Below are 17,389 nucleotides of genomic sequence, written 5' to 3'. Positions count from 1 at the left end.
GGGCTTCGTGCGATTCGCTTCCGTGTGGTTGCTGGCTGCGTGCGGTGTCGTGCATCAGGGCGCGGCCGTTGCGGCCGAAACCGTTGCACCGGCGGTGCGCGTCGGCGTGACGCGCGGCGTGCATGCGCAGATCCTGGACGAAGTGAAGCGGGTCGCCGCTGCGCGCGGACTGGGTATCGACGTCGTCGAATTCGACGATGCATCGCGTATCGACGCGGCGCTTGCCGACGGCCGGATCGATGCGGCCAGCTTCGAGGACGCGCAACAGCTTGCCGCGACACGCACGCATAAGCGCTACGCATTGTCCGAAGTCGCGCCGACCGTCACGCTGCCGATGGCGTTTTACTCGCGCAAGCTGACAGGCCTGAGCGCGTTGCAACCGGGCGCGACGGTCGCGATTCCCGCCGATCCGCGCGGCATGGCACGCGCGCTCGTGCTGCTGCAGAACGACACGCTGGTGACGCTGCGCGAAAAGGCCGGCCTGCACGCGACGCTGCGCGACGTGACCGGCAACCGGCTCGGGCTGAAATTCGTCGTGCTGCGCCGTGATCGTCTGTATGCGGCGCTCGATACGGCCGCGTTCGTCGCGATCGACAGCGACGACGCCGCCCGCGCCGGGCTGCAGCCCGCGCGCGACAGCATCAGCCTCGAGGATGCGCGCTCGCCGTATGCGAACGTGCTGACGGTGCGCGACGCCGATCGCGCGAAGCCATGGGTTACGCAGCTTGTCGCCGCGTATCACTCGGACGACGTCGCGCGTTTCATCCTCACGCGCTACCAGGATTCGGTGCGGCGGCCGTGGTAGATAGCTACCTGCTTGCATGCAGCGCATGCGGACGCTGCTGCAACAGCCCGCCGACGCTGTCGTTGCGCGAACTGTTCCGGCATCGGCATCGCTTCGTCGGTGCGCTGACGATCCGTCGCGTGCCGAAGCGGCGGATCGGCGAGCGCTGGCGCGCGGGCGGACGCGAGCACGCGCTCGATGCCGACGATGTCGCGGCAGCCGATGCGCTGGCCGACCGGCTGTTCCATCGCGTCGGCGGTGCGAATGGCGAATGGATCGCGCTGACGCTGCAGGGCTACGACTATCCGTCGCTCGACCGTTGCGCGGCGCTGGCCGACGACGGCCGCTGCAGCGTGCACGCGAACAAGCCGTCGATCTGCGGCGCGGTGCCGCTCGATCCGATGCTGCCGGACCGGTTGCAGTCGCGCGTGCTCGCTGCGCGGCGCGACGATGCGGGATGGCTCGGAGCGAACTGCATCGTCGAAGCGGGAGCGCCGCAGGCCTCCGCCGGCTCTTTCTTTCCGGTTCCGCTGGTAACGGCCGGGCAGGTCGCGGACCGCGCGGCGCTCGACGCCCATCGTCATGCGCTCGCGTTCGAGCGTGCGGTGTGGCGCGATGCCGTGTTCGCGTCGTTGACCGACGGCGGGCAGGACGTGCGTCACGCGCTGTCGCGGCTCGCACCGGGCGGCTACCTGACCGTGTCGATAGTGCCCGTGCTGCTGGCCGTCGCGTCGATTTCCGCGCATTGCCGCGCGCTGTGTATCGACTTCATCGACGCGCAGCTTGCATTGATCGGCGCAAACATAGAAGCGGCGCTCGCACGCCGACGTACCGACGACCGGCCCGCGACGCACGAGCTGCGCGGTTTCGTGCAGGCGCTCGAGCGCGCACGACTCGCGCTCGCGGCGATGCCGTCGCCCGCAGCCGGCGCGCATGCAGATGCGCCGCGGATCGACGCATGGCTCGACGACCGGCTCGACGACCGGCTCGACGCCGATCCGCTCGCCGCATAACAACCGTCGCATGACGATCGCGGCACGCCGCGCGTGCCGTACACTTGCGCTCTTTCAACCGTCTTCGATGGAGCGTGCATGTACGCGTCGACCTTCATTTTCCGTGCCGGGCAATACGACGACGAATTCCACCGTCTCGACCGGCAGATCGCCGACATGGCGCGCGCGACGCCCGGCTATCTCGGCGAGGAAACGTGGGAGAACGCCGAAGCGGGGCTGATCCAGAACGTCTACTACTGGGAATCCGAGGCGGCGCTGCAGCAGTTGATGCAGCATCCCGCGCATCTCGAAGCGAAAGCGAAGCACGCGCGCTGGCTGGACGGTTATCGCGTCGTGATTTCGAAGGTGCTCCGCGAGTACGGCGACGGCAAGCTGACGCAGCCGCATGCGGGGCAATCGGCGTGAGTGTCGCCGGTCAAGCGGTCGCTCCGGTTTCATCCGGCGCGGCTGGTTCGCTTCCCGCGCGCGCCCAGACCGGAAACGTCGCATTCCGGATCGACGTCTGCGCGTCGATGACCTTGCGGTGATCGATGCCGGGCAGGTCGAGCAGCCGGTCGACCGCCGCCTTCGCGCCTTCGGCGTCCTGCGGGAATCCGCACGCGAGCTGCTCGTTCGTGTCGAACAGGAGCCACCAGACATCCGACACGAACGGCCCCTGGTCGTTGGTTTCGATCACGACCGCACCGAGGTCGGACAGCGCGATCCCGTGCGTTGCACCGGTCTGGTCGGTCGATTCGATGCGTGTGCCGGTCGCCGTCACGGTCCAGCCGCTTTGCCGGTCGGGCGGGCGGCCCGGTGACGGTGCGGTATCGGGTTGTACCGGGCGGCGCATGCTTGCCGCTTCGAGAGCGACCGTCGCTTCGGCCGCAACACGGTCCTTCCGCTGGCGCCCGTCGATCCACGGCAACGCGGCGCCGCCAATCATCGCCGCGATCCACAGGTAGTACCCGGCGCCGAACGTGCTGATCTTTTCGTAGTTCGCGTCGGTCGGTATCGTGTGCCACCCGATCGCAAAGGCCACGGCCGCGGCGAGCAGCGCGGATACGGTGCGGTTCGGCCTGGTCAGCGCGACGACGAGCAGCGGATTGCCGAGCCACGCGAACTGGAGGTCGAGGATCGCGAGCGGCCCGAGCGCGAGCACCATGTAGCCGCGCCACCAGCTCACCGCGCCGGCCGCATTAGGCGGTTCGGCTGCGACGGGCAGCAGCAGCGACGCGACATACAGCGCGACGATCACGGCGCGCGCGAGGTTCAGTCGGGTGGAAGCGGAGCGGATCTGCATGTTGCCTTCTGTCGAGCACGGGCATGCGAAGCGATGAATGCCGGTCGGCCGCGCCGTCATTCACGATGCGTGGCGCGAAGGTGCCCACGCGCCGAAGGCGATTGTGGGCGATTCCCGCCGCGATGTCGAACGCGCGTCGACCCGCGCGGCACCGTCAAAGCGCTTCGACCAGCAACCGCTTGCTCTTTTCGCAGTACTCGTGACACGCGGCCCGCGCGGCGATCGACGCGCCGTGCACGAACCGCGGCGCGTCCGCGCGCCGCGACATCGACACGACGATCGACGGCGGCGACGGCTGCAGCGGCAGCTCGACGACTTCGCCGCTTTCGATCAGCGCATCGACGAACAGCACCGGAATCGCGGCGACGCCGAAACCGTCGCGCACCAGCTGGACGATCACCGAGATCGACGGCGAGCCGGTGATGCGTGTTTCCGACAGCGGCACGCCATGCGCATGCGCGAGCGCGCGGACGATGTCTTCCAGCGCGCGATGCGGCGCGGTGCCGCGCCCGTACGTGAGGATCGGCTGGCGCAGCACCTGCCGCGCGAGGCCGGTGCGCGTGTTCGGCAGCAGCCCCGCGCGCGCGATCCAGCGCACCGGGTAGTTCGCGAGCGCGTCGCACACGACCGACGCCTCGTCGCTGCCCTCGACGCGGATGATCAGGTCGAGCTCGCCGGCCATCAGCCGGCGCTGCAGCACGACGCTCACGTCGACGGTCAGGTCGATTTCCAGCTGCGGATAGTCGGCCGCCAGCCGCCGCATGTAGTGCGGCAGCCAGCTGTGCACGACGGTTTCGATCACGCCGAGCCGCAGCTTGCCGCGCAGCGCGCTCTCGCCGGACGCGGCGGCCTGCAGCTCCTGCGTCGCCTCGACCACGGCCTTCGCATAGCCGAGCAGGTACTCGCCGTTCGGCGTGAGCCGGAATTCGCGGCTGTCGCGATCGACGAGCACCGTCTGCAATTCGTCCTCGAGCGCCTTCAGGCGCTGCGAGATCGCGGCCGGCGTCGCGTGCAGCGCGGCCGCCGTCGTCCGGAAATTGCGCAGCTTCGCGAGCGTGACGAAGGTTTCTAGAAAACGCGTGTTCATGGCGGATCGGGCGAGCAGTGGATGCGCAGCTTGCCGGCGACGAAAAATGAACGGGACCGGGGAAAACCCGCGGATCCGTTAAGAAATTCTATACAACAGACGCAAAAAAACTCGTTGGCGTCAAAATTTTTTCCTTTCTATTCTTCGCCATATCCGATGACACACCACCGTCATCCCGACGACATCCCGATCTGCGACGACTCATCATGACGCCTTCCGAATTCCGCCAGTCCGTGCGCCGCGGCGCGTTCCGCGGCCCGACCGCCGGCCATTGCGGCCCGTTCGCGCAAGCGAACCTCGCGATCCTGCCCGACGCGTACGCGCACGATTTCCTGCGTTTCTGCCAGGCGAACCCGAAGGCCTGCCCGCTGCTGGGCGTCGGCGAACCGGGCGCGTTCCGGGTCGACGCGCTCGGCGAGGATCTCGACATCCGCACCGACGTGCCGAGCTACAACGTATACAGGGACGGGCGCCTGACCGAGCGCGTCGAGTCGCTCGAAGCGCTGTGGCGCGACGATTTCGTCGTATTTGCGATCGGCTGCTCGTTCTCGTTCGAGGACATGCTCAGCCGCGAAGGCATCGGGCTGCGCCACGTCGAGGAGGGGCGCAACGTGCCGATGTACCGCACGTCGATCGCGAACCGCCGCGCGGGCATCTTCGGCGGCCAGCTGGTCGTGTCGATGCGGCCGATGCGCGGCGCCGACGCGATCCGCGCGGTGCAGATCACGAGCCGGTTTCCGGGCGTGCACGGCGCGCCGATCCATATCGGCCACCCGCGGGAGCTCGGTATCGCCGACCTGAACGCGCCCGAATTCGGCGATGCCGTGACGATCCGCGACGGCGAGCTGCCGGTGTTCTGGGCGTGCGGCGTGACGCCGCAAACTGCGCTGATGGACGCGAAGCTGCCGATCGCGATCGCGCATACGCCCGGCCACATGCTGATGACCGACATCACGAACGCATCGCTGGCCGTATTCTGAATTCCGGGCCGGCAGACGGCCACGCAAGACACACCGCACGCACGATCGCCATTCGAACGCGCATAACGACAGGAGCACCACCATGGAAAGCAAGACCCTCGCGGCACCCGCCGCCGAGCCCGCGAGCCGAGCGAGCAGCGGCCTGTTCTCGTGGTACGCCGATGCGCAGCCGCGCGAGCGCCGCGCATTCTGGAGCTGCAAGGTCGGCTACATGCTCGACGGGATGGACACGCAGATGCTGTCGTTCGTGATCCCGACGCTCGTCGCGACGTGGGGCATCTCGCTCGCGGACGCGGGCTTCATCGGCACGGTCACGCTGCTCGCATCGGCGCTCGGCGGCTGGATCGCCGGCATCCTGTCCGACCGGATCGGCCGCGTGCGCACGCTGCAGCTCACGGTGCTGTGGTTCGCGGTGTTCACCGCGTTGTGCGGGCTCGCGCAGAACTACCACCAGCTGCTCGCGGCGCGCGCGCTGATGGGTTTCGGCTTCGGCGGCGAATGGACGGCCGGCGCGGTGCTGATCGGCGAAGTGATCCGCGCACGCGATCGCGGCAGGGCGGTCGGCCTCGTGCAGTCGGGCTGGGCGATCGGCTGGGGGCTGTGCGCGCTGTTGTATGCACTGCTGTTCTCGGTGCTGCCGGCCGAGCAGGCGTGGCGCGCACTGTTCCTCGTCGGCCTCGCACCCGCGCTGCTGGTCGTCGCGATCCGCCGCTACGTGAAGGAGCCGGACGTCTACGAGAAGGAGAAGGCCGCGCAGGCAAAAGTGGCCGACGCGCCGCGCCTGACCGAGATCTTCGCGCCGAAGCTGATCACGACGACGCTGCGCGCGGCGCTGCTGACGACCGGCGCGCAGGGCGGCTACTACGCGATCACGACGTGGCTGCCGACCTTCCTGAAGACCGAGCGGCACCTCACGGTGATGGGCACCGGCGGCTATCTCGCGATGATCATCTTCGGTTCGTGGGTCGGCTACCTGACGAGCGCGTACCTGACCGACCGACTCGGCCGCAAGCCGAACTTCATCCTGTTCGCGGTCGGCTCGATGGTGATCGCATTCGCCTACACGTCGCTGAACCTGACCAACGCGTCGATGCTGTGGCTCGGCTTCCCGCTCGGGTTCTTCGCATCGGGCATCTTCTCCGGGATGGGCGCGTTCCTCACCGAACTGTTCCCGACCCGCGTGCGCGGTTCCGGCCAGGGCTTCTGCTACAACGTGGGCCGCGCGATCGGTGCGCTGTTCCCGTTCCTGATCGGCGCACTGTCGAAGCAGTACGGGCTCGGCACGAGCATCGGCATCTTCGCGGTCGCCGCCTACGGCGTGGTGATCGTCGCCGCGCTGACGCTGCCCGAGACCCGCGGCCGCGAACTCGACGCCGCCTGACCGACGGCAGCGGCGGGCCGGCCGGCCCGGCGTTTTTCTTCCCCTTTCATCGAGACCGTGACACGGCGTGCGACGCGCGCCGTGCGGCGGCGCTCGTCCCTCGATTCAACGACGCCTCGACCCGACATCATGACTGACCGACACCTTTCCCCCGTTCCCTCCGACGCTGCGCGCTGGCAATTCTGGATCGACCGCGGCGGCACGTTTACCGACATCGTCGCGCGCCGGCCCGACGGCACGCTCGTCACGCACAAGCTGCTGTCGGAGAACCCCGAGCAGTACCGCGACGCGGCCGTGGCCGGCATCCGCCACCTGCTCGGCCTCGCGGCAGGCGAGGCGATCACGCCCGCGCACGTCGACATGGTGAAGATGGGCACGACGGTCGCGACCAACGCGCTGCTCGAACGCAAGGGCGAACGCACCGCGCTCGCGACGACGCGCGGCTTTCGCGACGTGCTGCGGATCGCGTACCAGAACCGGCCGCGCCTGTTCGATCTCGACATCGTGCTGCCCGATGCGTTGTACGAGACCGTCGTCGAGATCGACGAGCGCGTCGGCGCGCATGGCGACGTCGTCGTGCCGCTCGATGTTCAGGGTGCCGAAGCGTCGCTGCGCCGTGTGTTCGACAGCGGCGTGCGCGCGCTCGCGATCGTGCTGATCCACGGCTACCGCTACACCGCGCACGAACATGCGCTGGCCGAACTCGCGCGCCGCATCGGCTTCACGCAGGTGTCGGTGTCGCACGAAGTGTCGCCGCTGATGAAGATGGTGTCGCGCGGCGATACGACCGTCGTCGACGCGTACCTGTCGCCGATCCTGCGCCGCTACGTCGAGCAGGTCGCGCACGAGATGCCGGGCGTGAACCTGCAGTTCATGCAGAGCAGCGGCGGGCTGACGCGCGCCGACGCGTTCCAGGGCAAGGACGCGATCCTGTCGGGCCCGGCCGGCGGCATCGTCGGGATGGTGCGTGCTGCGCGTGCGGCCGGCTTCGGCCAGGTGATCGGCTTCGACATGGGCGGCACGTCGACGGACGTGTCGCACTACAACGGCGAGTTCGAGCGCGAGTTCGAGACGCAGGTGGCCGGCGTGCGGATGCGTGCGCCGATGATGAGCATCCATACGGTCGCGGCGGGCGGCGGGTCGGTGCTCGGCTTCGACGGTGCACGGTTGCGCGTGGGGCCCGAATCGGCCGGCGCGAACCCGGGGCCGGCCGCTTACCGGCGCGGCGGCCCGCTGACGGTCACCGACTGCAACGTGATGCTCGGCAAGATCCAGCCCGACCATTTCCCGCGCGTGTTCGGCCCCCATGCGGACGAACCGCTCGACCGCGACGGCGTGGTCGCGAAGTTCGCGGCGCTCGCCGACGAGATCCACGCGGCGACGGGGCGGCGCGAGACGCCCGAGTCGCTGGCCGAAGGCTTCCTGGACATCGCGATCGGCAGCATGGCGAACGCGATCAAGAAGATCTCCGTGCAGCGCGGCCACGACGTGTCGCGCTACGTGCTGACGACGTTCGGCGGCGCGGGCGGCCAGCACGCGTGCGGCGTGGCCGATGCGCTCGGGATGACGCAGGTGTTCGCGCATCCGCTCGCGGGCGTGCTGTCCGCCTACGGGATGGGCCTTGCCGACCAGACCGCGATGCGCGAGCGCGCGGTCGAGGCCGTGCTGTCCGACGCGTCGTTGCCGGCGCTGAATGCGGCGCTCGACCGGCTGGCCGACGAGGCCGTCGGCGCGCTGCTCGAACAGGGCGTGCCGCCGGAGCGGATCGCGACCGAGCGGCGCGTGCACCTGCGCTACCAGGGCACCGACTCGGCGCTCGACGTGCCGGCCGGCAGCGTCGACGCGATGCAGCAGGCATTCGAGGCCGCCTACCGGCAGCGCTACGCGTTCCTGATGCCCGGCACGCCGCTCGTCGCCGAGCTCGCGTCGGTCGAGGCGATCGGCCGCTCGGACGCGCCGGTCGACATCGCGCCGCTCGCACCGCGCGGGGCGGGCGCGGCGCCGCAAGCGCACGCGGCCGTGCGCTTCTATTCGGGCGGCCAATGGCACGACGCGGCGCTGGTCGTGCGCGACACGCTGCTTGCCGGCGACGCGATCGACGGCCCGGCGATCGTCGCGGAGAAGAACGGCACGACCGTCGTCGAACCCGGCTGGCGCGCCGACATGACCGCGCAAGGCAACCTCGTGCTGACGCGCACGACGCCGCTGCCGGCGCGCCGCTCGCTCGGCACCGACGCGGACCCGGTGCGGCTCGAGATCTTCAACAACCTGTTCATGTCGATCGCCGAGCAGATGGGGCTGCGGCTGCAGAACACCGCGTACTCGGTGAACATCAAGGAGCGGCTCGACTTCTCGTGCGCGATCTTCGACGGCGACGGCAACCTGATCGCGAACGCGCCGCACATGCCCGTGCACCTCGGCTCGATGGGCGAAAGCATCCGCACGGTGATCGAGCGCAACCGCGGCCGCATGCGCGACGGCGACGTCTTCATGCTGAACGACCCTTATCACGGCGGCACGCACCTGCCGGACGTGACGGTCATCACGCCGGTATTTGCCGACGGCTCGGACACGCCGCTGTTCTACGTCGGCTCGCGCGGCCACCACGCGGACATCGGCGGCACGACGCCGGGCTCGATGCCGCCCGATTCGACCCATATCGACGAGGAGGGCGTGCTGATCGACAACTGGCAGCTCGTGTCGGCCGGCGTGCTGCGCGATGCCGACACGCGCGCGCTGCTCGCGTCGGGCCGCTACCCGGCGCGCAACGTCGAGCAGAACATGGCCGACCTGCGCGCGCAGGTCGCCGCGAACCAGAAGGGCGTCGACGAACTGCGCCGGATGGTGGCGCAGTTCGGCCGCGACGTTGTGCTCGCGTTCATGGGGCACGTGCAGGACAACGCCGAGGAAGCCGTGCGGCGCGTGATCGGCGCACTGCAGGACGGCGCGTACCGTTACCCGCTCGACAACGGCGCGGAGATTCGCGTCGCGATCCGCGTCGACCGCGCGGCGCGGCGTGCGGAAATCGATTTCACCGGCACGTCCGCGCAGCTCGATAACAACTTCAACGCGCCGAAGGCCGTCTGCATGGCCGCCGTGCTGTACGTGTTCCGCACGCTGGTCGGCGACGACATACCGCTGAACGCCGGCTGCCTGAAGCCGCTGACGGTCATCGTGCCGACGCGCTCGATGCTGAACCCCGAGTATCCGGCGGCCGTCGTGTCGGGCAACGTCGAAACGTCGTCGGCGATCACCAACGCGCTGTACGGCGCGCTTGGCTGCGTCGCGTCGAGCCAGGGAACGATGAATAACTTCACATTCGGCAACGCTCGCTACCAGTACTACGAGACGATCGCGGGCGGCAGCGGCGCGGGTGACGGTTTCGCGGGCGTCGGCGCGGTGCAGACGCACATGACGAATTCGCGGCTGACCGATCCGGAGGTGCTCGAATGGCGCTACCCGGTGCGGCTCGATTCGCACCGGATCCGCGCCGGGTCGGGCGGCAGCGGGCGCTGGCGCGGCGGCGACGGCGCGGTGCGGCGGATCCGCTTCCTCGAGCCGATGACCGCGTCGATCCTGTCGAACAACCGGATCCACGCGCCGTTCGGCGCGGCGGGCGGCGGCGCCGGCGCGCTCGGCCGCAACACGATCGAGCGGGCCGACGGCACGGTCGAGGCGCTCGACCATATCGGCCGCGCGCAGATGGCGCCGGGCGACGTGTTCGTCGTCGAGACGCCGGGCGGCGGCGGCTACGGCGTGGCGGGATGACCGCTGCAACCGGCGCGGAGGCCCGCGCCGGTTGCACGGGAAACATTGCAACGGACTGTGGAATAAAACAACGAATTAACGCACAAACGGAATCAAAAATGACCGAAATCCGGATCGTCGGAACGTGATCCGACCCTGTCCGGACGGCACCGGGAGCACCCTCGTCCCGATCGCTCGGAACCGACCGCAAACCCACGACCACAAAGGCGCTCAGCCGATTCCGCCGATGCCGTTCCACACGGCGCGTCCGGTCTTTTACTTGCCGCCAATCATGAAAAATCCGGCTTGCCAATCGAGTCCCGATTCCTTGACACTCCGCTCTAAATGTGAGTGCCAATCTTCATCGTCATTTGATAAGATGGCTCTCATCATTCGTTAGGCAGAACCTGCGCGCATCGCGCGCGAACGCCGGGTCGCATTAGCTGGAAACAAGTACGGGACGAGGACTGCTGTCACGGCAATCGCGGCTACCCTGCCGGGTACGCGCACTGTACGTGCCCGGGAGGGCGGTTGGCCTTCTCCTCCGTCTAAACTGTGCGTTTTTTCTGGATCGGGGCGCTCCATGGATGACGAAAACGATAGCGCGGTACTCGAGGCGCACGTCGGTACGCGCAGCCCCTGCTGGCGTCTCGGCAGCGACAGCAATGCGCTCGAGCTGGCCGCCGTGCGCGGCCTGACCAACGTCGCCATTGCGCTGACGGGCGAGCAGGCCACACGCATCCGGGCGCTGACAGGCGTCACGTCGCACCTCGTGCTCGACATCGTGCTGTTCGGCAGTCCGGTCAGCCTCCATCTCGTCGGCAGGAAGGTCAACACGACCGACTGGGCCGGCACGGCCTCGGCCTATTCCGATACGGTGTCCGTCGCGGGCGACCTCTCGCACGGGCTCGCGTTCGCCGAGCAGGTCGTGTCCGAGGTGAATTCGCTCGTCGTGATCCTCGACCGCAACGGGATGGTGCAGCGCTTCAACCGCCTGTGCGAGGAAGTGACGGGCAAGCGCGAGGTCGACGTGATCGGCCGCAGCGCGTTCGAGCTGTTCATGAGCCCCGAGCAGGGCGCGCAGTCGCGCACCAACATCACGGGCTTTTTCGCGAGCAACCAGTCGTACGCGGTCGAGCGCTACATCAACACGGTCAACGGGCCGCGCCTGTTCCAGTTCCGCAACAAGTTCGTGCAGAGCGGCAGCGGCATCGAAGAGCAGTTCCTGATCTGCTCGGGCATCGACATCACCGAGGAGCGCAACGCGCAGCATCGGCTCATCGAGCTCGCGAACACCGACGTGCTCACCGGGCTGCCGAACCGCCATGCGATCAGCGAGCGGATCCGCGCGGCGATCGACGCGGAGAGCCCCGACACGCGCGGCCAGGTCGGCATCCTGTTCCTCGACCTCGACAACTTCAAGCGCGTCAACGACCACTACGGGCACATCACCGGCGACCGCCTGCTGCAGGACGTGTCGGCGATCATCAGCGGCTGCCTGCCGTCCGGCGCGACGCTCGCGCGGCTCGGCGGCGACGAGTTCCTCGTGCTGTTCGAGCACGGCACGCGGCCGTTGCTCGAAGCGACCGCGCAGATCATCCTCGAACGGCTGCGCACGCCGATCCACCTCGGGCTGATGGAGGTGTACACGAGCTGCTCGATCGGCATCGCGATGTATCCGCAGCACGGCGATTCGCTCGAGACGCTGATCCGCAGCGCCGACACCGCGATGTACGTCGCGAAGGAAGAGGGCAAGCATACGTACCGCGTGTTCTCGCTGGAGATGAACCAGAAGGTCGCGAAGTACATGTGGCTCGACACGAACCTGCGCAAGGCGCTCGAGGAAGAGCAGTTCGTGCTGCACTACCAGCCGGTCGTCGACATCGCGACGGGCGACGTGCACGGCGTCGAGGCGCTGATCCGCTGGCAGTCGCCCGATCGCGGGCTCGTCGCGCCGGTCGAGTTCATCCGTTTCGCGGAGGAGTCGGGGCTGATCGCGCCGCTCGGGCGCTGGGTGATGCGCACCGCGGCCGCGCAGGCCGCCGCGTGGAAGGCGAAGGGGCTCGGCATCCGGATCGCGGTGAACCTGTCCGCGCGGCAGTTGCAGGACATGAACATCGTCCACCAGTTCGCATCGATTCTCGACGGCGCGGGGCTGAAGCCCGGCCTGCTCGACATCGAGCTGACCGAGAGCTGCTTCATCGAGGACGAGGAGGCGGCGATCGGGCTGATGCGGCAGTTCCGCCAGCTCGGCGCGGAGATCCACCTCGACGATTTCGGCACCGGCTATTCGTCGCTGTCGCAGCTGTCGCGCCTGCCGCTCGATGCGATCAAGCTCGACCGCACCTTCATCACGGGCATCGACCGCAACCCGCGCTCGCAGGCGCTGGTGCGCTCGGTCGTGTCGCTCGCGAAGGCGCTGAATTTCGCGGTGATCGCCGAAGGCGTCGAAACGCATGCGGAAGCCGATTTCCTCAAGCAGCTCGACGTCGATCACGCGCAGGGCTACTACTACGCGCGGCCGATGCCGGCGCAGGCGTTCGAGGCGTGGCTGGCGGAGACGAGGAAGCTCAGGCTGATCGCCTGAGCCTCGTGCCCGCCCAGGCGCCGCCGGCACGCGGCGGCGCCTGTTCCGTTACACCGTGCGCAGCTTCGACACGCGCCGGTTCTGCAGCATCACCAGGCGTTCCATGTACGCGAGGTCCTTCGGCTCGATCGTGAACGCCGCATGGACCCACGCTTCCGTGATGTCCATCAGCTCCGAGCGCGACAGCTGGAACACCCGCTCGCGGGCGCGCAGCATTGCACGGATGCCGTTCAGCTTGGGCTTCGCCACGTCGATGAAGGTCCGCGTCGCCAAATACGCATCACCGGCGTCGAACGTCTCGTCGATCAGCCCCTGGTCTTCGTACCACTCGGCCGCATGCGCTTCGCCGGTCGCGATCAGCGATTCCGCGAGGCCGCGGTTCGTCTTGCGCGCGACCAGCGAATAGCCGCCCATGCCCGGGAACAGGTTGAACGCGATCTCGGGAAACCCGAGTTTCACGCCCTTCTGCGCGAGCACGTAGTGATGCGCGAGCGCGGCCTCGAAGCCACCGCCGAGCGCGCTGCCTTCGACCATCGCGATCGAGATCGCACCGGTGCCGAAGCCCGTGTAGATCTCGTACACGCCGTCGATGCACGAGCGCGCGTAGGCCATCAGCTGGTCGCGCCGGCCGCTGCGGATCGCGTCGACGAAGAAGCTCAGGTCGCCGCCGACGTTGAACAGCTCGGGGACGAGCGAGCCCGTCACCCAGAAGTCGAACGTGAGGCCCGAGTCGCGTGCGACGCGCGCGAGATGGATGATGTCGGTAACGAGTTGTTGGTTGAAGCACGGCCGCGGCTCCGATCGCAGCATCATCCACATGACATTACGGCCTTCTTCGTAAAAGGCGGTCAGTTGCGACAGTTCGCCGGCTTCGTAAAACGGGCGGCACGCCGGATGGGATTGGAGTTGCATGGTATGTCCTCGTGAGATGTGGTTTTTGAAAACCATCGCGCCCGGTGTCATGCAGGGAATCGGGTTGCCCGCAGGGCGCCGGGCGCGAGGCATCGCCATTGTTGCGCGCGCACAAAAGACGAACTGCGGGGAACAACGCACGACCGGGACGCGGGCAGCGATTGCGTTCAGGCGGACGGGACGGGCAGGACGCACGGCCGGCGGCGGGTTCGCCGGCTCGCGCCCGCGTGTTCAAACGGGCGTTCCGGCGCGTGGCCGCCGGCGCCATGCGCTTACACGCTGAAAGCGGCGCCGTGCCGTCGGCCGCGGCTTATGGAATGTGCGGACTGGCGCCGCGCGCGTGCGTCGATTAGCTTTAAAGGATCACGCCGCGCGTGGCGCCCGGCGTTCCGGGAGGGGACCATGACCGCATTCCAGAAGGTGTGGCAGCTGCTGGTCGGCAAGCCGCTGGATCCGCTCGATCCGCGCACGCGGCATGCGATCGCCGTGACGCCGCTGCTGGCCTGGGTCGGGCTCGGCGCCGATGGCTTGTCGTCGTCGTGCTACGGCCCGGAAGAGGCGTTTCTCGCGCTCGGCCAGCACCATGCGCTCGCGCTGTTCCTCGCGCTGGCGACGGCCGCCACCGTGTTCATCATCGCGATCGGCTACAACCAGGTGATCGAGCTGTTCCCGACGGGCGGCGGCGGCTACCGCGTCGCGACCTCGCTGCTCGGGTCGAAGCCGGGTCTGGTATCGGGCGCCGCGCTGCTGGTCGACTACGTGCTGACGGTTGCGACGTCGCTCGCGAGCGGCGTCGACGCGTTCTTCAGCCTGCTGCCGGTCAGTGCGCAGGCGTTCAAGCTCACGACCGAAATCGTGCTGATCCTGATGATGACGGGGCTCAACTTCCGCGGGATGCGCGAGTCGATCATGGTGCTGCTGCCGATCTTCATCGGCTTCGTGATCCTGCACTTCGGGCTGATCGTGTATGGCGTCGCCGCGCACGGCAGCAGCCTCGCGATGGTCGTGCCCGACGCCGTGCACGAGGCGCACGGGATGTCGCAGTCGCTCGGCCTGTTCGTGATGCTCGCGTTGCTGATGCGCGCGTTCTCGCTCGGCGGCGGCACCTATACGGGCCTGGAGGCCGTATCGAACAACGTGAACATGCTCGCCGATCCGCGCGTGCCGAACGGCAAGGTGACGATGTGGTACATGTCGACGTCGCTCGCGTTCACGGCCGGCGGCATCATCCTGCTGTACATGCTGTGGCACGCGCGGCCCGTCGAAGGCCAGACGCTCAACGCGGTGGTGTTCGGCAGCGTGATCGACCATCTCGGGCTCGGTTCGGCGTTCGCGCGCCACGCGCTGCTCGCGGCCGTGCTCGCGTTCGAGGCCGGGCTGCTGCTGGTCGGCGCGCAGACGGGCTTCCTCGACGGCCCGGCCGTGCTGTCGAACATGGCGTCGGATTCGTGGGTGCCGCGCCATTTCCGCGACCTGTCGACGCGCCTCGTGCGGCAGAACGGCATCATCGTCGTCGGCCTGTCGAGCCTGCTGATCCTGCTGTGGACGCACGGCAACGTCGACGTGCTCGTCGTGCTGTACAGCATCAACGTGTTCCTCACGTTCAGCATGTCGCTGCTCGGGCTGTGCACGTACTGGTGGCGCCACCGCAGCGAGCGCGGCTGGTTCAAGCACTTCTTTCTCTCCGCGCTCGGGCTGAGCGTGACGGCGACGGTGCTCGTCATCACGCTGGTCGAGAAGTTCACGGCGGGCGGCTGGCTCACGGTGCTCGTGACGAGCGCGGTGATCGCGCTGTGCTTCATGATCAACCGCCACTATGCGGATACGCGCACGCAGCTCGCGAAGGAGGACGCGCTGTTCTCCGGGAAGCCGCCGGAAGTGGACGAGGCCACCGCGCCGGGCAAGCCCGATCCGTCGCAGCCGACGGCCGTGCTGCTGGTCGGCAAGCATCGCGGCGCGAGCATGCATGCGCTGCTGTGGGTCAACCGGCTGTTTCCCGGCCACTTCCGCAACGTGATCTTCCTCGCGGTCGGTGAAGTCGATGCGAAGGCGTACGACGGGCACGAACATCTCGAACGGCTGCGGCACGCGATCACCGAATCGCTCGACTACTATGTCGCGCACTGCCGTCGCAACGGCATCGCGGCCGACTACCGGATCGCATTCGGCACGAACCCCGTCGTCGAGTTCATGAATCTTGCGTCGTCAACGCTCGACGACTATCCGAACGCGGTGTGCTTCGCGAGCAAGCTGATCTTCCGGCGCGTGAACTTCCTGACCGCGTGGCTGCACAACCAGACGCCGGTCGAACTGCAGGCGCGGCTGCACGTCGAGGGCAAGCAGATGGTGCTGCTGCCGATGAACGTCGGGTAACGGTGCGGGCGAAGCGACGTCGTGGATCGATGACGAACCTCGCGAAGCTGCCGCGCGCGTCGGGCGATGCGTACGTGTTCGTTCACGTGATGGACGATTCGGCATCGAACAAGCGCACGCTCGTCTACGAGGAAGTCGTGGAGGTGAAGCCGATGCAGACGGGGCAGGTGAAGGTGCTCGATGCTGGTGCGCTGCAGAAGGGGCTGGCCGCGACGGGCAAGATCGCGCTGTACGGCATCTACTTCGACACCGACAAGGCGCAGGTGAAGCCCGAGTCGAATGCGCAGCTCGACGAGATGGCGAAGCTGCTGGCCGCGAACCCGGCGCTGAAGGTCTACATCGTCGGGCACACCGACAACCAGGGGCAGCTCGCGCACAACGTCGACCTGTCGCAGAAGCGCGCGGAGGCCGTCACGCAGGCGCTCGCGACGACGTACCGCGTCGCGCCGGCACGCCTGGTCGCGAAGGGCGTCGCATCGCTGCCGCCGGTCGCGTCCAATGCCGACGACGCGGGCCGCGCACAGAACCGCCGCGTCGAACTCGTGCAGCAGTAATTCTCGACGTCAGCCGGATGCCCGCGTCACCACGCGGGCGTCGCTCGATCGGGACGGCGTGCGTCGCACGATTCGACCGACGAATTGCCGGGTGCGTGCCGAGCCCGCGCGATCACGGGCGGTGGTGCGGATGCGAGCGCGCCGAGCGCCGCGAGGCGCGGTGGATCAGCCGGTCGCGCGTGCGGTCGCGGCTGCGCTGGATCGAGAAGAACAGCACCGCGAACACGAGGACCGCGAGCAGTACGAAGGACTGGACGATACCGTTTCCCATGTTGCCTCCGGCACGGTAGGGACGGGAAATGCGCAACCGGCCGTCAGCCGGCGGGCATCGCGACGCCGGCGAGCGGCGTCGCGATGAAGCACCTGGCCAGCGCATGCGGCGTGGCGCGTTCGGCGCGGCGATCGTTTCCGACCCCGTGCGAATGACGGATCGCCGTCACGTCAGCATCGGCACGGCTTCGACCAGCAGGAGACCGATCAGCGCGCCGATCGCGGCGCCGATGAGTCTCGGGTGCCACCGTTCGAGATGCAGCTTCGTCAGCAGCGCGCCGAACAGGATCACGCCCAGCAGCGTGAACAGCACCACGAGGAAGCCGGTTTCGAAATCGCTGTTGATCACCGCCATGATGCCTCCTTGCCCATGTCGGGCGCGCCGCGTTCGTCGAGACGGCGCTTGTCCTGGCGAGGTC

The 17,389-nt window shown here is 68.2% G+C and carries 14 protein-coding genes; 9 read left to right on the top strand and 5 right to left on the bottom strand.

Going from position 1 to position 17,389, the window contains the following annotated elements; translation table 11 throughout:
* Window positions 1–7 precede the first annotated feature (7 nt).
* The 3 genes from DIE03_RS14500 to DIE03_RS14490 all read left to right on the top strand — a co-directional run bounded on the left by DIE03_RS14500 (window position 8) and on the right by DIE03_RS14490 (window position 2,202).
* Entirely contained in the window at window positions 8–805 is a 798-nt protein-coding gene (locus DIE03_RS14500; protein ID WP_409364421.1) for a MetQ/NlpA family lipoprotein, read from the top strand.
* Window positions 799–1,797 carry a YkgJ family cysteine cluster protein gene (locus DIE03_RS14495; protein ID WP_124451365.1) on the top strand — a complete coding sequence of 333 codons (999 nt, stop codon included), beginning with the start codon at window positions 799–801 and terminating at the stop codon, window positions 1,795–1,797. The genes DIE03_RS14500 and DIE03_RS14495 overlap by 7 nt, the downstream gene beginning before the upstream one ends.
* Window positions 1,798–1,875: 78 nt before the next feature.
* A complete protein-coding gene (locus DIE03_RS14490; RefSeq protein WP_124451363.1) occupies window positions 1,876–2,202 on the top strand; it encodes an antibiotic biosynthesis monooxygenase in 327 nt (108 codons plus the stop codon).
* Window positions 2,203–2,212: 10 nt separating this feature from the next.
* Here the strand turns inward: DIE03_RS14490 and DIE03_RS14485 are convergent, their stop codons facing one another.
* Window positions 2,213–3,079: a hypothetical protein gene (locus DIE03_RS14485; RefSeq protein WP_124451361.1), complete on the bottom strand. Its 867-nt coding sequence runs from the start codon at window positions 3,077–3,079 to the stop codon at window positions 2,213–2,215.
* 154 nt (window positions 3,080–3,233) lie between these two features.
* The gene (locus DIE03_RS14480) at window positions 3,234–4,166 is read right to left on the bottom strand and encodes a LysR family transcriptional regulator (RefSeq protein ID WP_124451359.1); all 933 of its coding nucleotides are present in this window, start codon (window positions 4,164–4,166) and stop codon (window positions 3,234–3,236) included.
* Window positions 4,167–4,372: 206 nt separating this feature from the next.
* Between DIE03_RS14480 and DIE03_RS14470 the strand changes: the two genes are divergently transcribed.
* The 4 genes from DIE03_RS14470 to pdeR all read left to right on the top strand — a co-directional run bounded on the left by DIE03_RS14470 (window position 4,373) and on the right by pdeR (window position 12,861).
* Window positions 4,373–5,146: a putative hydro-lyase gene (locus DIE03_RS14470; protein ID WP_124451355.1), complete on the top strand. Its 774-nt coding sequence runs from the start codon at window positions 4,373–4,375 to the stop codon at window positions 5,144–5,146.
* Between the two features lie 82 nt (window positions 5,147–5,228).
* On the top strand, window positions 5,229–6,527 hold the full coding sequence (locus DIE03_RS14465; protein ID WP_124451354.1) for an MFS transporter: 1,299 nt from the start codon (window positions 5,229–5,231) through the stop codon (window positions 6,525–6,527).
* Between the two features lie 129 nt (window positions 6,528–6,656).
* The gene (locus DIE03_RS14460; protein WP_124451352.1) at window positions 6,657–10,295 is read left to right on the top strand and encodes a hydantoinase B/oxoprolinase family protein; all 3,639 of its coding nucleotides are present in this window, start codon (window positions 6,657–6,659) and stop codon (window positions 10,293–10,295) included.
* Between the two features lie 562 nt (window positions 10,296–10,857).
* Window positions 10,858–12,861 (top strand): cyclic di-GMP phosphodiesterase, encoded by a 2,004-nt coding sequence (pdeR, locus tag DIE03_RS14455; RefSeq protein WP_124451350.1) that lies wholly within the window; start codon window positions 10,858–10,860, stop codon window positions 12,859–12,861.
* A 48-nt stretch (window positions 12,862–12,909) separates the two neighbouring features.
* On the opposite strand, the gene DIE03_RS14450 is transcribed toward pdeR, so the two are convergent.
* Complete coding sequence (locus DIE03_RS14450) at window positions 12,910–13,773, bottom strand: crotonase/enoyl-CoA hydratase family protein (protein ID WP_124451348.1); 864 nt, start codon at window positions 13,771–13,773, stop codon at window positions 12,910–12,912.
* 402 nt (window positions 13,774–14,175) lie between these two features.
* On the opposite strand from DIE03_RS14450, the gene DIE03_RS14445 reads away from it, so the two are divergent.
* Window positions 14,176–16,146, top strand: coding sequence for an APC family permease (locus DIE03_RS14445; RefSeq protein WP_124451346.1), 1,971 nt, complete (start codon window positions 14,176–14,178; stop codon window positions 16,144–16,146).
* A gap of 29 nt (window positions 16,147–16,175) precedes the next feature.
* Window positions 16,176–16,700, top strand: coding sequence for an OmpA family protein (locus DIE03_RS14440; RefSeq protein ID WP_260434883.1), 525 nt, complete (start codon window positions 16,176–16,178; stop codon window positions 16,698–16,700).
* Between the two features lie 112 nt (window positions 16,701–16,812).
* On the opposite strand, the gene DIE03_RS38265 is transcribed toward DIE03_RS14440, so the two are convergent.
* Together DIE03_RS38265 and DIE03_RS14435 are read right to left on the bottom strand one after the other, a co-directional pair.
* Entirely contained in the window at window positions 16,813–16,971 is a 159-nt protein-coding gene (locus tag DIE03_RS38265; RefSeq protein WP_185658157.1) for a hypothetical protein, read from the bottom strand.
* A 165-nt stretch (window positions 16,972–17,136) separates the two neighbouring features.
* A complete protein-coding gene (locus tag DIE03_RS14435) occupies window positions 17,137–17,325 on the bottom strand; it encodes a hypothetical protein (protein WP_124451344.1) in 189 nt (62 codons plus the stop codon).
* Window positions 17,326–17,389: the final 64 nt, after the last annotated feature.

This window comes from Burkholderia sp. Bp8992 (assembly GCF_003853705.1).
Taxonomy (GTDB): domain Bacteria; phylum Pseudomonadota; class Gammaproteobacteria; order Burkholderiales; family Burkholderiaceae; genus Burkholderia.
The sequence above is the reverse complement of the archived record's forward strand: the minus strand, read 5'-3'. Positions and strand labels throughout refer to the sequence as shown.

Bases quoted from the DNA above. Each gene is read 5' to 3' on its own strand.
- DIE03_RS14470 (WP_124451355.1), top strand. From the start codon at position 4,373: ATGACGCCTTCCGAATTCCGCCAGTCCGTGCGCCGCGGCGCGTTCCGC.
- DIE03_RS14460 (WP_124451352.1), top strand. From the start codon at position 6,657: ATGACTGACCGACACCTTTCCCCCGTTCCCTCCGACGCTGCGCGCTGG.
- DIE03_RS14445 (WP_124451346.1), top strand. From the start codon at position 14,176: ATGACCGCATTCCAGAAGGTGTGGCAGCTGCTGGTCGGCAAGCCGCTG.
- DIE03_RS14435 (WP_124451344.1), bottom strand. From the start codon at position 17,325: ATGGCGGTGATCAACAGCGATTTCGAAACCGGCTTCCTCGTGGTGCTG.
- DIE03_RS14480 (WP_124451359.1), bottom strand. From the start codon at position 4,166: ATGAACACGCGTTTTCTAGAAACCTTCGTCACGCTCGCGAAGCTGCGC.
- pdeR (WP_124451350.1), top strand. From the start codon at position 10,858: ATGGATGACGAAAACGATAGCGCGGTACTCGAGGCGCACGTCGGTACG.
- DIE03_RS14440 (WP_260434883.1), top strand. From the start codon at position 16,176: ATGACGAACCTCGCGAAGCTGCCGCGCGCGTCGGGCGATGCGTACGTG.
- DIE03_RS38265 (WP_185658157.1), bottom strand. From the start codon at position 16,971: ATGGGAAACGGTATCGTCCAGTCCTTCGTACTGCTCGCGGTCCTCGTG.
- DIE03_RS14465 (WP_124451354.1), top strand. From the start codon at position 5,229: ATGGAAAGCAAGACCCTCGCGGCACCCGCCGCCGAGCCCGCGAGCCGA.
- DIE03_RS14490 (WP_124451363.1), top strand. From the start codon at position 1,876: ATGTACGCGTCGACCTTCATTTTCCGTGCCGGGCAATACGACGACGAA.
- DIE03_RS14450 (WP_124451348.1), bottom strand. From the start codon at position 13,773: ATGCAACTCCAATCCCATCCGGCGTGCCGCCCGTTTTACGAAGCCGGC.
- DIE03_RS14485 (WP_124451361.1), bottom strand. From the start codon at position 3,079: ATGCAGATCCGCTCCGCTTCCACCCGACTGAACCTCGCGCGCGCCGTG.